The 15,591-nt window shown below is 43.7% G+C and carries 10 protein-coding genes; 6 read left to right on the top strand and 4 right to left on the bottom strand.

Annotation, left to right across the window (positions count from 1 at the left end; all coding sequences use genetic code 11):
- Positions 1–424: 424 nt before the first annotated feature.
- Together H6G86_RS11320 and nifJ are read left to right on the top strand one after the other, a co-directional pair.
- Positions 425–568 carry a hypothetical protein gene (locus tag H6G86_RS11320; protein ID WP_190934381.1) on the top strand — a complete coding sequence of 48 codons (144 nt, stop codon included), beginning with the start codon at positions 425–427 and terminating at the stop codon, positions 566–568.
- Between the two features lie 195 nt (positions 569–763).
- The gene (gene nifJ, locus H6G86_RS11315) at positions 764–4,390 is read left to right on the top strand and encodes a pyruvate:ferredoxin (flavodoxin) oxidoreductase (RefSeq protein WP_190934380.1); all 3,627 of its coding nucleotides are present in this window, start codon (positions 764–766) and stop codon (positions 4,388–4,390) included.
- A 168-nt stretch (positions 4,391–4,558) separates the two neighbouring features.
- Here nifJ and H6G86_RS11310 read toward each other — a convergent pair whose 3' ends face one another.
- Complete coding sequence (locus tag H6G86_RS11310) at positions 4,559–6,142, bottom strand: hybrid sensor histidine kinase/response regulator (RefSeq protein ID WP_190934379.1); 1,584 nt, start codon at positions 6,140–6,142, stop codon at positions 4,559–4,561.
- Between the two features lie 403 nt (positions 6,143–6,545).
- Positions 6,546–8,465, bottom strand: coding sequence for a GTPase family protein (locus H6G86_RS11305; RefSeq protein ID WP_190934378.1), 1,920 nt, complete (start codon positions 8,463–8,465; stop codon positions 6,546–6,548).
- Positions 8,466–8,755: 290 nt separating this feature from the next.
- Here H6G86_RS11305 and H6G86_RS11300 point away from each other — a divergent pair, with 290 nt between their 5' ends.
- The 3 genes from H6G86_RS11300 to H6G86_RS11290 all read left to right on the top strand — a co-directional run bounded on the left by H6G86_RS11300 (position 8,756) and on the right by H6G86_RS11290 (position 10,559).
- Positions 8,756–9,007, top strand: coding sequence for a DNA-binding protein (locus tag H6G86_RS11300; RefSeq protein WP_313930858.1), 252 nt, complete (start codon positions 8,756–8,758; stop codon positions 9,005–9,007).
- Entirely contained in the window at positions 9,004–9,417 is a 414-nt protein-coding gene (locus H6G86_RS11295) for a type II toxin-antitoxin system death-on-curing family toxin (protein WP_190934377.1), read from the top strand. The genes H6G86_RS11300 and H6G86_RS11295 overlap by 4 nt, the downstream gene beginning before the upstream one ends.
- 338 nt (positions 9,418–9,755) lie before the next feature.
- Positions 9,756–10,559 carry a PEP-CTERM sorting domain-containing protein gene (locus H6G86_RS11290; protein ID WP_190934376.1) on the top strand — a complete coding sequence of 268 codons (804 nt, stop codon included), beginning with the start codon at positions 9,756–9,758 and terminating at the stop codon, positions 10,557–10,559.
- A 267-nt stretch (positions 10,560–10,826) separates the two neighbouring features.
- Here the strand turns inward: H6G86_RS11290 and ebsA are convergent, their stop codons facing one another.
- A complete protein-coding gene (gene ebsA, locus H6G86_RS11285) occupies positions 10,827–11,201 on the bottom strand; it encodes a type IV pilus biogenesis protein EbsA (RefSeq protein ID WP_190934375.1) in 375 nt (124 codons plus the stop codon).
- Between the two features lie 675 nt (positions 11,202–11,876).
- Here ebsA and H6G86_RS11280 point away from each other — a divergent pair.
- Positions 11,877–13,283, top strand: coding sequence for a glycosyltransferase family 2 protein (locus H6G86_RS11280; protein ID WP_114082993.1), 1,407 nt, complete (start codon positions 11,877–11,879; stop codon positions 13,281–13,283).
- Between the two features lie 66 nt (positions 13,284–13,349).
- Here H6G86_RS11280 and H6G86_RS11275 read toward each other — a convergent pair whose 3' ends face one another.
- Complete coding sequence (locus H6G86_RS11275; protein ID WP_190934374.1) at positions 13,350–15,473, bottom strand: DNA polymerase III subunit gamma/tau; 2,124 nt, start codon at positions 15,471–15,473, stop codon at positions 13,350–13,352.
- Between the last annotated feature and the right edge of the window lie 118 nt (positions 15,474–15,591).

Genomic DNA, 15,591 nt, shown 5'->3' with positions numbered 1-15,591 from the left:
TACCAGCCACCACCGAATCTAGCGCAGCGTTCCCCTGTTGCGTCAATGTTCACAGTCCCGGTTTTTTGTTCACGATCGCTTGACTTTTAAGACAGTCGCTACGTCTAATGCTTCAAATCCTTCACCGACCTGTTTTGTTCCATCATCACTCACTATTCCGTAAATAATTTTCTCATACCATTTCTTTGTGAGGCTGCGCCAAACCCTTTTAACTTCTTTCTTTCTTTCTTTCTTTCTTTCTTTCTTTCTTTGTGTCCTTTGCGTCCTTTGCGGTTCGTTTCTCTTTCTTCTGTCTTGTACTTAAATATGGTTTAGCGCATCTTCATACAGAATTGGTATCATCTGAGAATTTCTCTGTATAGTCCACCTGCCAAAATGTATCCATGCGTTTAGGGCACACTAACCCATGCTGTTGTGCTTGTGAATGGTTCAGGATTTGCAGCAATTGGTACATGGAGCGATCGCAGTTCAGCTTGAATTTCACAAACAAAAAGATTCCCGAACCTATACCCCACAAAAAAGAATTAATTATCTCAAAGCCTTATCTAATCAATACTTGGGTTATTGAGTACATGATTAAGACATATTAATAGATGCGCTATTTCAGATGAGATATTCATATATGCAGTATTTATTTAAAGTTAACTGAAAAGCGCATAATAAACTGCTTGCTTGGCAATGCCTGCCTGACTCCGGCTATTTTTAATTCTTCTATTTACGTGTTCTGATAATGCAGTTGAGAGACGGGGACAAAAATCATATTATGAACAAAACATTTGCAACCATTGATGGAAATGAAGCTGTCGCCCGTGTTGCTTACAAACTAAATGAAGTAATTGCCATTTATCCCATTACCCCCTCTTCAGCAATGGGTGAATGGGCAGATGCTTGGTCAGCAGAAGGTCGTCCCAACCTCTGGGGTACTATTCCCAGTGTCGTGCAGATGCAAAGCGAAGGGGGAGCGGCTGGTGCTGTGCATGGGGCATTGCAAACAGGTTCACTGAGTACCACCTTCACAGCATCTCAGGGATTATTGTTGATGATCCCCAACTTCTACAAAATTGCTGGTGAGTTGACTAGTGCTGTAGTTCATGTTGCCGCGCGTTCCTTGGCTACCCACGCTTTATCAATTTTTGGCGACCATAGCGACGTGATGGCAGCTCGTGCTACTGGTTTTGCTTTACTGTGTTCCGCTTCGGTGCAGGAAAGTCAAGATTTTGCTCTCATCGCCCATTCTGCGACTTTAGAGACGCGAGTCTCGTTTATGCACTTCTTTGACGGCTTCCGTACTTCCCATGAAGTGCAGAAAGTTAAACTGCTTACAGATAATGATTTGCGATCGCTAATCCACGATCATCTCATACTCGCCCACCGCAGTCGTGCCCTCACCCCAGATCGTCCAGTATTGCGCGGGACTGCCCAAAACCCTGATGTCTACTTCCAAGGACGGGAAGGTGCTAACCCTTACTACAACGCCTGTCCAGAAATTGTCCAGCGCATCATGGATCAATTTGGAGAACGCACGGGGAGGCATTACCAAATCTATGAATATTACGGGGCCAATGATGCCGATCGCGTTATCGTTCTTATGGGTTCAGGCTGTGAAACCGTCCATGAAACAGTAGATTATCTTAACGCCCGTGAGGAAAAGCTTGGTGTGCTAAAAGTCCGGCTTTATCGCCCCTTTAATGTCCAAAGGTTTGTTGCAGCATTGCCAAATAGCGTAAAAGCGATCGCAGTTCTCGATCGCACCAAAGAAGCAGGTAGCGCCGGAGAACCTTTGTATTTGGATGTTGTAGCTGCTATCCATGAGGCGTGGGGAGATAAGAGAGCAGGGGGAGAAAATACTTTCTCATACCCTAAAATTATTGGTGGTCGTTATGGTCTTTCTTCTAAAGAATTTACGCCGGCGATGGTGAAGGGGATTTTTGACAACCTTGCCGAAGCTAAACCGAAGAATCATTTTACGATTGGGATTAATGATGATGTTAGTCATACTTCCTTGAGCTTTGACCCTAAGTTTTCTACAGAATCGGATAATGTTGTTCGGGCAATGTTTTATGGGTTGGGTTCAGATGGGACAGTTGGGGCTAACAAAAACTCTATCAAGATTATTGGTGAAGAAACCGATAATTACGCCCAAGGCTACTTTGTCTTTGATTCCAAGAAATCTGGCTCAATGACAGTTTCTCATCTGCGCTTTGGCAAAGAGCCAATTCGCTCCACCTACTTGATTGACCAAGCCAATTTTATTGGTTGTCATCATTGGGGATTTCTAGAACGCATAGATATTTTGAAAGCTGCTATTCCTGGGGCAACTTTACTGCTTAACAGTCCATACAATGCAGATAACGTCTGGGAGAATTTGCCGTTGCAGGTACAGCAGCAAATTATCGATAAGCATTTGAAGTTATATATCATCAATGCTAGCCAGGTTGCCCGTGAAAGTGGTATGGGTGGCAGAATTAACACCATTATGCAGGTCTGTTTCTTTGCCTTAGCCGGAGTCTTGCCGCAAGAAGAAGCGATCGCTAAAATCAAACAAGCGATTGAGAAGACTTATGGTAAAAAGGGCGTAGAAGTTGTCCGCATGAACTTGCAAGCTGTAGACAACACTATAGACAACTTGCATAAAGTAGATGTCCCACAGACAATCAAAAATCAACAATCAAAAATCAACAACTCAAGATTGCTGGACTCCGCTCCTGAATTTGTGCGGGAAGTTCTGGGGAAAATCATGGTGTGGGAAGGTGATGACTTACCTGTTAGCACACTACCAGTTGATGGCACCTTTCCCGTAGGTACTGCCAAGTGGGAAAAACGTAACGTTGCCGAAGAGATACCTGTGTGGGAGCCGGATATCTGCGTTCAATGTGGGAAGTGCGTGATGGTTTGTCCCCACAGTGCCATCCGTGCCAAAGCTTATCAAGCTGATGAGTTAGTGAATGCACCAGGAACCTTTAAGTCAACTGGTGCAAAAGATAAAGACTTTGCCAATCAAAAATTTACCATTCAAGTTGCCCCAGAAGATTGCACGGGATGTACGATTTGTGTAAATATTTGCCCTGCAAAAGATAAATCTGAGCCATTGCGGAAAGCGATTAACATGGCGCAGCAGTTGCCTTTACAAGAGCAAGAGCGGAAAAACTGGGATTTCTTTTTGAGCTTACCTAATCCTGACAGGCGATCACTAAAATTAAACCAGATTCGCCAACAACAACTGCAAGAACCTTTATTTGAATTCTCTGGTGCTTGTGCAGGTTGTGGTGAAACACCTTATTTAAAACTATTAACACAATTGTTTGGCGATCGCGCCGTCATCGCCAATGCAACAGGTTGTTCTTCAATTTATGGTGGGAATCTCCCCACAACTCCTTGGACAACCAACGCCCAAGGACGCGGCCCCGCGTGGTCAAATAATCTATTTGAAGATAACGCCGAATTCGGTTTTGGCTTCCGTCTCTCCCTCGACAAACAAGCTGAGTTTGCAGCAGAATTGTTGCAACAATTGGGGAATGGGGAATGGGGCATAGGGCATGGGGAATTGGGAATATCTCACGAGTTGGTACAGTCTATTCTCAATGCCAAACAAAACACTGAGGCTGATATTTGGGAACAACGAGAACGGGTAGCGCTGTTGAAACAAAAGCTAGATGAACTGTTAGAAAAAACGAATTACCACTCCCATGCCCAAATCCAAAATCTCAAATCCCTTGCAGATTACTTAGTGAGAAAAAGCGTCTGGATTGTTGGCGGTGATGGTTGGGCTTATGACATTGATTTTGGTGGTATAGATCATGTAATTGCCAGTGGTCGCAATGTCAACATCTTGGTGATGGATACAGAAGTGTATTCTAATACAGGCGGTCAATCTTCTAAAGCTACGCCACGAGCCGCAGTTGCTAAATATGCCGCCAGTGGCAAGCCGGCACCAAAGAAAGACTTAGGTATGATTGCTATGACCTACGGAAATGTCTACGTAGCGAGTGTAGCCCTTGGTGCTAGAGATGAACATACTCTCAAAGCATTTTTGGAAGCAGAAGCTTATGATGGGCCATCAATAATTATTGCTTACAGCCATTGCATCGCCCACGGCATTAACATGACTACCGGGATGAATCACCAAAAAACTCTGGTAGAATCAGGTCGTTGGTTGCTGTATCGGCATAATCCAGAATTGCTTAAACAGGGTAAAAATCCTTTGCAATTGGATATGCGATCGCCTACGCAATCTGTAGAACATTCGATGTATCAAGAAAATCGCTTCAAAATGCTCACTAAGAGTAAACCAGACGTAGCCAAGCACTTGTTAGAACAAGCGCAAGCTGAGGTAGATGCACGTTGGCAGATGTATCAATATTTGGCAAAGCGTGATATTCCCACAGCTTGAATAAGAGGCAAGGGAGCAGGGGAGGCAGGGGGAGTTATTGAATAAGCTTCTCTCTTGTCTCCCCCCTCTTCCTTGTTTCTTTTGTCTCTTCTTCATGCCCAATGCCCAATGCCTAATTCCCAATACCTCTTCATTGTGGGATAAAACCGATGTTTACGACGGGCAACTTTACGCGCTAACCAGAAAGTATCGATCAATTTCTGCCGTAAGTATTTCAAAGTCCACAGGCTTGGTGAAGTGATATTTAAAACCAGATTTAAGCGCAAGTTCTTTATCCTCCTGGCCACTGTAACCGGTGAGCGCAATCAGAATTGAGCGACTAAATTTAGAGTCTTTACTCAGTTCCTGGGCAACGGCGAATCCATCCATTTCGGGAAGTCCGATGTCACAAATAATCACATGAGGCTCCAACTCTTTTGCAGTTTGTACACCTAAAATTCCATTCTTAGCAATGGAAACTTCATGCCCGAAGTGTTCAAGTACTGCTTTTAATGTTGTGGCAGAATCGTCATTATCTTCAATCACTAAAATCTTCAACGATTTTTTAGCCGCCTCCATAGTCTCTAGGTCGTTGTCCAAGGTTTTAATCTCTTCGCATAGAGGGAGAGTAACTTTGAATTCTGCTCCCAAATTGATCCCTCTACTTGAGGCTTCAACATTCCCACCATGAAGTTCGACAAGACTTTTGACTACCGAGAGTCCCAAACCTAGCCCACCTCTCGAACGGTCTAAACTGAGATCGGCCTGAGTAAACGGCTCAAAGAGTTCTGGTAAGATTGTCGGTTCTATCCCTATACCTGAGTCTCTTATAGATAAAGCTGCTACACTGCCTGAGCTATTTTCACCTGGAATATATGAGAGATCCACCCAGATCGTCCCATCTGGTTTTGAAAACTTTAAGGCGTTATCAAGAAGGTTCCCAAAGATTTGAAAGAATCGCGTTGGGTCAACATAAGCCCATACGGGCGTGTTTGGCAAGTCTTCTACTACGGTAAAATTCGATCTCTTTATGGCTTGTGTATGGTCATTGAGACTCTGGCGAACCAAATCTACAAGATTCAACTTCTCAAGGTTTAATGAAATCTTTCCGTAGGTGATGGACGATACATCTAGTAGCTCATCGATCAATTTCGAGAGGTGCTTAATCTGGTGCTGCATCATTAAAACTGTTTCTCCAACTGCGCCAGTCACGCCCAGCTTCAATTTGAGAAGCTGAACCCCGTTTGAGATGGGGGCAACAGGATTCCTCAACTCGTGAGCTAGCATCGCAATGAATTTGTCTTTCAGGGCGTTTTGGTTCGTAAGTTTCTGGAAAAGTTGAACATTCGCGATCGCCACTGCTGTAGTGTCGGTCAAAATCTCAAGCAGTTCTATTTCTTCAGATGTGGCTAGATGTGGTGTACTCCAGTAGGCTCCGATCGCACCCAGTGGATCGGCAATCCGTATGGGAACCATCACTAAACTTTTGACAAAAGTCACTTTATAAGCATCAATAGGAATTCTTGCATCCTGATAAATGTCCTCAATCACGGCTGCTTGTTTATTGAGCATTGCCCAACCGGAGATACAAGACTTGAGCGGAAAACGCATACCTTTCCAAAGTGGGCCAATGGCGTTTTCATCAACATAGTGGCAGCATTCACCATCCCGCAGTACAAAAGTTACTCCATCAGCATTTGTGAGATCGCGGGCTGCCAAACGCACAATCTCAATAATTTCCTCAATAGTCCGCACACAAGCCAAATCTTTCACGACTAAAAGCAGCCGATTGTAAGATGAAATACTATAGCTCTGATGTGAATTTTGTTCTTCAGAGATGGAGGTTTGTAATATATTTTTCATAAATAACTCCGAACAAAAAGGATGTTTGGTAAAAACTTAGTTAAAGCGGTAGGTTTTAGTAGACACCTACTCTTAATCGTAATCTTAACTTTGATGTTAAAAGCTAAGAGATATTACGGCATTTTTTGTTTTCCTATTTTATATTTACGAGTATAAAATATTTCCAAAATATCTGTAAATATTCAGGATTTATCGTAGGGGATTAATGCAACTTGTAGTGTTTAATTAAGACTGAGTAAATGTGCCTAGCAAACTCGCTATTTAGGCGTAGCAGAATGGAAGATGCGGATATTACTTACTCAAGGCAGACAAATTATTTAGCAATCGACAGATAATACTCAAATCGCTCTCGGAGTTGTTGAACCGTTAGATTCTGAGCCCAGTACTCGACTAGAGCGTGACCAAATGCCCAGGCGTTGCGATCAGGTGAAGTGGAATTTTCTAGCAGTAGCGGCCAGAGGGATAGTAATTCAAAGTTAAGCGGGTTAGAGTTAGCTGTATTCAAGAGCGAGAAAAGCTCATAAGCCATTTGGAGTTTGCCAATCACAATTGGCAACTGTTCCACAGGAATTTGCTCTGCCAGAAGATAGGCTAGGGTTGGAGATCCAGTTGATAGGGTAGAAACAAACTGGAGGACGGGACTTTTGAGCAATGCCGTTAGTCCCTGTGTTGTTGCCATCTGGAAGGTATAGTGGTCAATGATTTTGGCGGCGGCGACAGTACGGGCTTCGAGATTACTCAAAAAGCGGGCGAGACGGAGTTGTTTGGTAGGTGCGATCGCATCTACTAATCCTAGTGAAAGCGCCTCCACTCCCCAAGCAACTCGACCTGTTTTGCTGTCACCTGTCACCAGTGGTAGAACTAGATTACAGAAGTTTCCCAGCAATTTGGCGCGATACTCAGTGGCTTCCCGAATGGCAACTTCTTTTGGACGATCGCCCCATTCCCAATCATAAGGCGGTTGCCATTCACGGATGGGACGCAGCCGATCTACCTGAGTGACGATCGCGATCGCAGGTAAATCTGTAACTTCTGCTTTTATATCTTGCATAAAGTCTACATCCATTTGCAGGGAAGGATCGAGGGCAGGGGTGACTAATAGCAGCAAATCTGCATCGATAGCATAATCAAGCACTAGGTTTCGCAGATCGGCATGGTTGACTTGTTCATAGCCAGGCGTATCCAAAAGCGTCAATGTTTCACCACTTTGAGTTTGCCATTGATAATTTTGAATGCGATCGGTACTGGGCAAAACATCAACGGCTGCTAAATCTGCCTGAAATAGGGTGTTAATCAGGCTACTTTTTCCTGAACCTGTGCGCCCCACCAGCAGAATATTCACGGGTTTTTGCTCAACTACCTCGGCTGGTTGAGCTTGAGTCAGTATTTCTCGCAGTGTTTGGGTTTTTGCCTTGGGTAAAGTTGGTGTGGATACTACGGTTGCTGAAACTGGTAATTTGCTACGTCCATAGAGGGCGATCGCCTGCCGACACAAGTTTTTCAGGGCAGCTTCCCGAAATAACTGGTTCAAATTCCCCAATAATTGCTGAGTTGCTTGGTTACTAGAACCCTGGCTGGCTTGTTTTGCCACCGCCGCCACCGGATTTAAAAGCCACTGTGCCCAGTTCCAAGCTTTCCAAAATTTTCTAGCCGATGGTTCCAACTTCCGGTAGACCTCATATCCTTGGTATGCTTGTCCAACCGTCACCTGATTAAGAACTGGGGATAATTTTTGCATCCACTGATCCATATCATCCACCGTTCCCCGAATCAACCCATAAGCCTGGGGGACGTAAATATTCAGCAGAGGATATTGAATTTGAGGATTGTAGATATGAGCGATCGCTACAACCAAATCCTGGCATCGTGTCCAAAAAGTTTGCCAGTCTTCCCAAATCGGGCGATCGCTTTGTGACGCTTGTAGAATCTCTTGGAGTGCGGTTTCTGCAAGCTTTGTGACATCACTTCCTGCTGGTGGTCTAACTGTATCCTCTACTGCCGATTCTAATTCTTCTTGAACTTGAGCTAATACAGCTTCTACTTGGTTAACAGCTGGTTGAGTCCATTTTACGAGTAGCCAGCGCCAACCAACGAATAAAAGGGTGAACACACCCCAGATCCAACTAATACCCCACGCATGAATTTGCGAACCGGCGGATACCAGTAAGAAAATAATGATAAACGCGATCGGGATTGCCAAAACGACCCACTGCCACGGTTTTAATCGCACCATTGCCCTATACCTGCTTTGAAATGTTGGGAAATTCGAGCTTTTGCAAAAATTACTCTTATAACAAAGTCTATCGTCTTCATTCGCTAGGGCAACAGTTACAAGGGTTGCTCAAGTTGGTTGCTACTCGTTCGGCTGAGGAGATGGCAAACTAACTGGTGTTTATAAATTACGTGAAATCGAAGATTTAAAGTGCGATCGCTTTTTAATTAGATTTTGGGACATCGGGAGCGATTATCTTCGACATGTTCTGCGATCGCAAGCAACGCTAAAGATAGCGATCGCCTGCCAGAATGCCTAAAATATCAGTAATGCTACACTTTCCTAGCATTCAAGGAGTAAAGGCTGTGGCTTCCATCACGATCGACATTTCCGATGAACAATTGCAGAAGCTGAAAACATTAGCACAAGAGAGTGGTATCTCGCTTGAAGATTTGTTACGTGCCAGGATAGAAGACTGGCTCAGTCAGCCAACGAGCGAGTTTGCTCAAGCAACCAACTATGTGCTGAAGAAAAATGCCGAATTGTACCGACGTTTAGCATGATACGTTACCTGATGGCGGTGGAAGTCCTGAATCTGCATCGTCAGGTTATAGAGCAGTCTGGAGGCGCATTAGGTATACGCGACCTTGGTATTTTAGAGTCTGCTGTAGCACAACCAAAGATGACTTTTGGTGGAGAAGACTTATATCCCACAATTATTGAAAAGGCTTCAGCATTGGGCTTCTCTTTGATCAAGAATCATCCTTTCCTAGATGGAAATAAGCGTACTGGTCACGCAGCTATGGAAATATTTCTTGTTTTAAACGGGATGGAAATTGATGCTTCAATCGAAGAACAGGAGCGTGTTGTCCTGCTGTTAGCGGCTGGTGATTTAGGGCGTGAAGAATTTACAGAGTGGCTCAGGCTAAACCTTATACCAATTCTGTATGAAGATGCGCTAAACCATATTTAAGTACAAGAAAGAAGAAAGAAAAACGAACCGCAAAGGACGCAAAGGACACAAAGGAAGAAAGAAGTTAAAAGGGTTTGGCGCAGCCTCATAAAGAAATGGTATTAGAACAATTTGAACATTTTCTCATCATGAAACGAGATTCAAATTGGGTAATGATGCGATTTTCTCCGATACGCTACGCAAACGCAACGCTAAAGATAGCGATTGACAAGGCTTTTTGTTACCGATGAAGCTTACTTCACAAACTTGGGAATAATAAACTGTGCCTGAGAAAAATTTTAAATAAATCTCAGTGCATTAGGTGTGTTTTTATCGGCGCTTCAAGGAGCAAGTTGTTAATGAAAGTAAGTTCATCAGGGATTAAGCTAGGTTGTGCAATTCTTAGTGGCAGTTGTTTAGCAGCAGTGACGATCGCTTTAAGTGGAGCAAGTGCAATTGCTGCTCAATTCATCACAATTGAAAGCACTGGCACATTATCAGGAACAATCGAACTTCCCAGAAATAATCCGAATTTCAATAACAGTATTACTCGTATTGATACGGATGACACTGGAACTTATTACCGGAACTTAGGTACTAACAATAATCCTAACTATGTTCCTATATACCAGTCAGACTATTTGCAGGTAGAAACGCGCTCTGATGGAAGTCTGCATTACTTTGTCGACTTTAAAGGTATTCCCTTTGTCTCGTTCGATGGTGTTCTCACATCGCCGGTTCTCTCTGGTGGTCAGTTGACACCCTATAAATACCAAGGACAATTAGCAGGAACCAAATTTCAAGGAGTAGTTCAGGATGAATTTAATTTCATAAAAGCCTTATACGCTGGTACTGTCACCGATCCAGACACCGGAAAGCAGTATCAGGGCACTTTTGAAGTAAGTGGATATGGAGTGCGATATAGCGATGCCAATGGTAACTCAACTCCCACAGTCTTTGATTTCCAGTCTGATATCCCAGGTTCGCCAACTGTAACATCCTTGAACATCACTAACGCTACCCTGGCCAATTTAAGAATCAAAGTACCTATTGATGAAACTTCTATTCCAGAACCCGCTAGCGTTCTCGGCACTTTTTTGGTAGCTGGTTTTGGTATAGTTTTGAAAAGAAAAAAACACATCTACCCTAAAAAGATGTTTTGAAAGTATTGTATGACTAAAAGTTATTACTACATAAAGCTGAGTCTACCTCGGTGAAATAACCAAAGCCAAGGTTTTTCTAACTTATAGAGGTGGGTAAATAAGGTTTCATGTAGCTGTGACTTAATAGTTGCCCAGGTGAGTAATAAATTAAACTTTAAAAACATCTTCATAAAAGATGTTTTTAAGGTGATAAACTGGTAAGTTTTATAATCACACAGGATAGTTTTAAAAACGAGCCGAACTAGCAAAAGTCCGGCTCGTTTTTAATCAATCATCTACACGCAGTAGCTTGCGGTAAAACGGTTGTGAAAAATCGGTCAAGCGATGGCGTTTATAGTTGTCCATAACTTCAATTAAAAAATTAATAAACTCGAAACTAGCCATCATTAGTTCGTAACTCAAGTCAGCATTGCCATCAAACTGAATTCGGCAACGGGTTAAGTCAGAGGGTAAAGTAGCAACATTCCAAGATGCGACAAAGGGGACATGTTCACTAGCTTCTATCTTCCGGTGTCCCTCCAAAACCCCTTTTTGATAAAGACTGATGGCATAGGGTAAAAAATTGCGCTTAGTGCCTTGGACGTAAGGTAAGTAAACACTGGCTTGTTGTTGATTAGCAGGCTGGAGTTGCTCAATAGACATGGTTAAATATTCCTCAAGTTAGTTGGCAACTAGGGATATTAGTGGATGTTAGTAGTGTTCCCAAAAGATGTGTCTAAAGCACATAGTGGGGAATAGGGAATGGGGCATAGGGCATAGGGAATAGGGACTGGAGAGGGACTGGAGAGCAGAGTAGTGAAGTTTAAAGACTCGTCAGCAAGTATCAAAGACTGATCCCTTATGCCCAATGCCCCATAAATGAAGTTACTGCTAAGAAATATTAAAATTTCGGTTACAATAAGGCTGCATTAACTTTGATCGCAGCTGGGCGCAATAACATAACATGAAAAACCCACACTATAAATTTGTGGATGTTATTATTGCTGTTTCTTCCAACAATAAGCTGCTGTCACCTTGGTATCACTTTGCCTAAACCGGAATTCTCATTAGAGAAAGTCCAACTCTACAAGCTTCCTGCCCAAGTGGGTATCAAAGGAATCAAGCCTCTGTCTAAGAGTAGCAAACGTGGTTAATGCTAAGTAATTACCCAGAGTGACAGTGACAACAAAAGTAGTCCCGGCGGCTTTTGGCTTAGGGATAGCGGGTATTGCAGTTTGCCCATTCCGATTAAAATCGGGAAAAGTAGCTTAGGGATATTTGTCCGTAAAATTACTAACTGTAGACAAATACTGGTTTTTGAATCAAGCAACCTAACCTATGCCAGCGAATTCCTGGCCCGAAGAAGATTCTTATCAAGAGCTTGATCCGCTCAACTCCTTGTTGTCTGACCTATCAGTAGATGAGGAGTCAGTGTTAGAGACAGATCCTATGTCTCTACCATCCCGGTTTCAAGGTCGTAGAGGCAAAGCAGCTCTAGTCTTGACTATCGTCTGGAGTGGCACGATCGCTCTACATTTAGTTTCTTGGGCTTCCATATTTATTCTAGGACTGACCACCATTCTAGGATTTCATGCCTTGGTGGTCGTGTTTACTAAATCCCGTCGCTATCCAAAAGAAATACAGGGGGATTTGCCCTTTGTATCTGTATTAGTAGCTGCGAAAAATGAAGAAGCAGTAATTGCAAAATTAGTCAAAAATCTTTGTAACCTGGAATATCCAGGTGGGCAGTATGAAGTATGGATTATTGACGATCACAGCAGTGATAGCACGCCACATTTATTAGCAGAACTAGAACAGAAACACGAGCAACTGAAAGTATTAAGGCGTTCAGCAGAAGCTAGTGGCGGTAAATCAGGGGCGTTGAATCAGGTGTTGCCTCTGACAAAGGGCGACATCATAGCAGTATTTGATGCTGATGCCCAAGTGACACCAGATTTGCTGCAACAGGTAATACCTTTATTCCAAAGAGAAAAGGTGGGGGCGGTGCAGGTGCGAAAAGCGATCGCCAACGCTAAAGATAACTTTTGGACTAAGGGGCAAATGGCCGAAATGGCCCTTGATACCTGGTTTCAGCAACAACGCACTGCCCTTGGCGGTATTGGCGAACTGCGGGGTAATGGTCAATTTGTCCGGCGTTCAGCCTTGGAAAGCTGCGGTGGCTGGAATGAGGAAACTATTACCGATGATTTGGATTTGACAATCCGCTTGCATTTGGATAAATGGGATATTGAGTGTGTTTTCCATCCAGCAGTGCAAGAAGAAGGTGTGACAAATGCGATCGCACTTTGGCATCAACGCAATCGGTGGGCAGAAGGCGGTTATCAACGCTATCTGGATTATTGGGATTTAATTCTCAAAAACCGGATGGGAACGCGCAAAAGCTGGGATTTGCTGATTTTTATGCTGATTATGTATATCTTACCTACAGCAGCAGTACCAGATTTGTTAATGGCGATCGCGCGTCATCGTCCACCAATGTTAAGTCCCATTACAGGCTTGTCCGTTACCATGTCGATGGTAGGGATGTACACAGGTCTAACGCGCATACGTCAAGATCAGAAATTCTCACTTTCTACATATCTTACGATGCTAGTGCAAACCCTACGTGGCAGTTTATATATGTTGCACTGGTTAGTCGTCATGAGCAGTACTACTGCCCGGATGTCGGTAAGACCAAAGCGCCTAAAATGGGTGAAAACCTTGCATACGGGGCATGTGGAATAGCCCCTTTGGGGAATTAAAAATTAAAAATTAAAAATGCAAAATTACCAAAAATAATTTTGCATTTTTTTATTCATCATCAACTTCTGATTCTTCTACCCATTCAGGTGTAGCTATGGAATCTGAGAATTCTGGGAAATCATCTGCAAAGCGGATAATTTCCCCGTTGAAAAATACTGCTAGACGTTGAGCAGCGATCGCTACTTCATCAATTTCCCAATCAGGTGCGGGTGTTCCCTGTGGCGGTGGAGGCAAAGTTTGCGCCCCATTTCTATTTGCCCCGTTTCCATTTACCCCGTTTCCATTTGCCCCACTTCCATTTGTCCCATTTCCATTTGTCCCATTTCCATTTGCCCCGTTTCCATTTTTTGCTAGCGGCTCGGTTCTTAGTGGCGCTGGCGTTGCTGGCTGTGGTACTGGCGCTGGAGAAATTTGCTGGTTGTAACTAGGAGTAGCTGGTTGCTGAACGCGACTAGAGTCTTTTGGCGGAGGATTTTTTTTAGCTGAAGTAGAGTTTGAAGAAATTCCTTTTTCTATATTTATCTGGATTTCACGCTGGAAAGTCTGCTGGAAAGCTGCCGTAATCATCGGTAGATAAGATTTACCCTTGTCATACCATGCCTGCTTGATAGCAATTCGAGCCATAACACCGTCGAACTCTAGAAGTTGGCTCATTTGACGCAGCATTTCTTGCCTTGATTTTGGCTGGAGGTTAGCAAGCACCTGTTGCCAAACCTGAGTTAAATCATATTGTGCTTCTCCAACAACTTCTGAAGTTACTGCTTCAACGTTCGCAGGCGATACGGGTACAGTTACAGGTTCTGGGGTTGGTGGTGAAACTGAGTTAGGAGCAGAATTGTGATTTGTTTGCTGTTCAACTGCGTTAGATGAAGTGACAGGCTCATTTTGGTGGGCAGTCGCTGCATGATGGTTTGTGGTAACAGAGCCTTGTCGAAGTGTAGAATTATGATTTATTTGCGGTTCCGCTACCGGTAAAGAAGAGACTGCATGATTTTGGGTAACTGCTGGAGGATAGCTTAGAGATACAGCAGGTGGGTTAATTCGCGGCGCGATATTTGGAACTTGTGGCTGAATATTTGTCGTCGCACTGGGTAACAATCCTAGTAATGTTACTTCCAACCATAAACGCGGCTGGGTGCTGTTTTTAATTTGCACTTCAGCTTCTCGCAGGTGTTTCTGTCCTGCTAAAATCACGCTCATATCGAAGTATTGAGCAAACTCAACCAACGCCGTCCAGGTTTGCTGAGTACAAGCAACCAAATCGTGGCGGTTGGGTGCTGTTTTGGCTATGAGTAAATCGCGGTAGAATGCGGCGAGATTTTGCAGAATAATTAGGGGTTCTCGACCACGATCGAGAATTTTGTGGGTACTGTCAAGAACTGCTTCGGGTTTATCTTGAGCGATCGCATTTAGAAGTCCCAGCAAGTCCTGTTCGCTTACCGTCCCCACTAAATCCCAAACTCTATCTGGTGTCACTTCACCCACTAACAAACCCAATTGATCGAGCAAGCTTTCGGCATCTCGTAACCCTCCCTGAGAAAGTTGGGCTACCAGGGTTACAGCTTCGGGTGAAATATGAATGCTTTCTTTAGAGGCGATCGCACTTAAATGCTTAACCATCGCCTCTAATTGAATACGTCTAAAATCAAACCTTTGACAGCGCGAAATAATCGTTGGTAACACCCGTTGCGGGTCTGTTGTCGCCAATACAAAAACTACGTGTCTCGGTGGTTCTTCTAGGGTCTTAAGTAGCGCGTTGAATGCCTGGGTACTGAGCATGTGGCATTCATCGATTACATAAACCTTGTAACGACACTGCACAGGGGCAAACTGGGCTTTTTCAATCAACTCGCGGATATTATCGACACCAGTGTTACTAGCAGCATCGATTTCAATTACATCTAAGGCGTAACCCTTGGTGATTCCTTGACAAACATCACACACGCCGCAGGGTTCAGCAGTGGGCTGATCGCTTTTGAGACAATTGAGAGATTTAGCTAAAATCCGGGCACTAGAAGTTTTCCCCGTACCTCTTGGCCCAGTGAATAAATAGGCAGGGGCGATTTTGGATGTGCCGATCGCATTCGTGAGGGTGGTAGCGATCGCCTCTTGTCCCACGAGTTCAGCAAAACTTTTGGGGCGATATTTATGGTGCAGGGGTTCGTAAGACATGGAAAAATAGACTTCAATGCCTTTCAACGTTAATTAGTAGCACCGAGTCGAGTTTGGGATTCAATTATTTTAAACTCTCGTACCTGCTTTCTTCATCGATGTTGCTATAGCGCTTACA

Origin of the sequence: Nostoc sp. FACHB-133, assembly GCF_014698055.1 — a bacterium.
Lineage (GTDB): Bacteria > Cyanobacteriota > Cyanobacteriia > Cyanobacteriales > Nostocaceae > Nostoc.
The sequence above is the reverse complement of the archived record's forward strand: the minus strand, read 5'-3'. Positions and strand labels throughout refer to the sequence as shown.

What these genes read in the sequence shown, in the direction of transcription:
- H6G86_RS11320 (WP_190934381.1), top strand. Translation starts at nt 425, where the DNA reads ATGGTTCAGGATTTGCAGCAATTGGTACATGGAGCGATCGCAGTTCAG.
- nifJ (WP_190934380.1), top strand. Translation starts at nt 764, where the DNA reads ATGAACAAAACATTTGCAACCATTGATGGAAATGAAGCTGTCGCCCGT.
- H6G86_RS11305 (WP_190934378.1), bottom strand. Translation starts at nt 8,465, where the DNA reads ATGGTGCGATTAAAACCGTGGCAGTGGGTCGTTTTGGCAATCCCGATC.
- H6G86_RS11300 (WP_313930858.1), top strand. Translation starts at nt 8,756, where the DNA reads ATGCCTAAAATATCAGTAATGCTACACTTTCCTAGCATTCAAGGAGTA.
- H6G86_RS11295 (WP_190934377.1), top strand. Translation starts at nt 9,004, where the DNA reads ATGATACGTTACCTGATGGCGGTGGAAGTCCTGAATCTGCATCGTCAG.
- H6G86_RS11290 (WP_190934376.1), top strand. Translation starts at nt 9,756, where the DNA reads ATGAAAGTAAGTTCATCAGGGATTAAGCTAGGTTGTGCAATTCTTAGT.
- ebsA (WP_190934375.1), bottom strand. Translation starts at nt 11,201, where the DNA reads ATGTCTATTGAGCAACTCCAGCCTGCTAATCAACAACAAGCCAGTGTT.
- H6G86_RS11280 (WP_114082993.1), top strand. Translation starts at nt 11,877, where the DNA reads ATGCCAGCGAATTCCTGGCCCGAAGAAGATTCTTATCAAGAGCTTGAT.
- H6G86_RS11275 (WP_190934374.1), bottom strand. Translation starts at nt 15,473, where the DNA reads ATGTCTTACGAACCCCTGCACCATAAATATCGCCCCAAAAGTTTTGCT.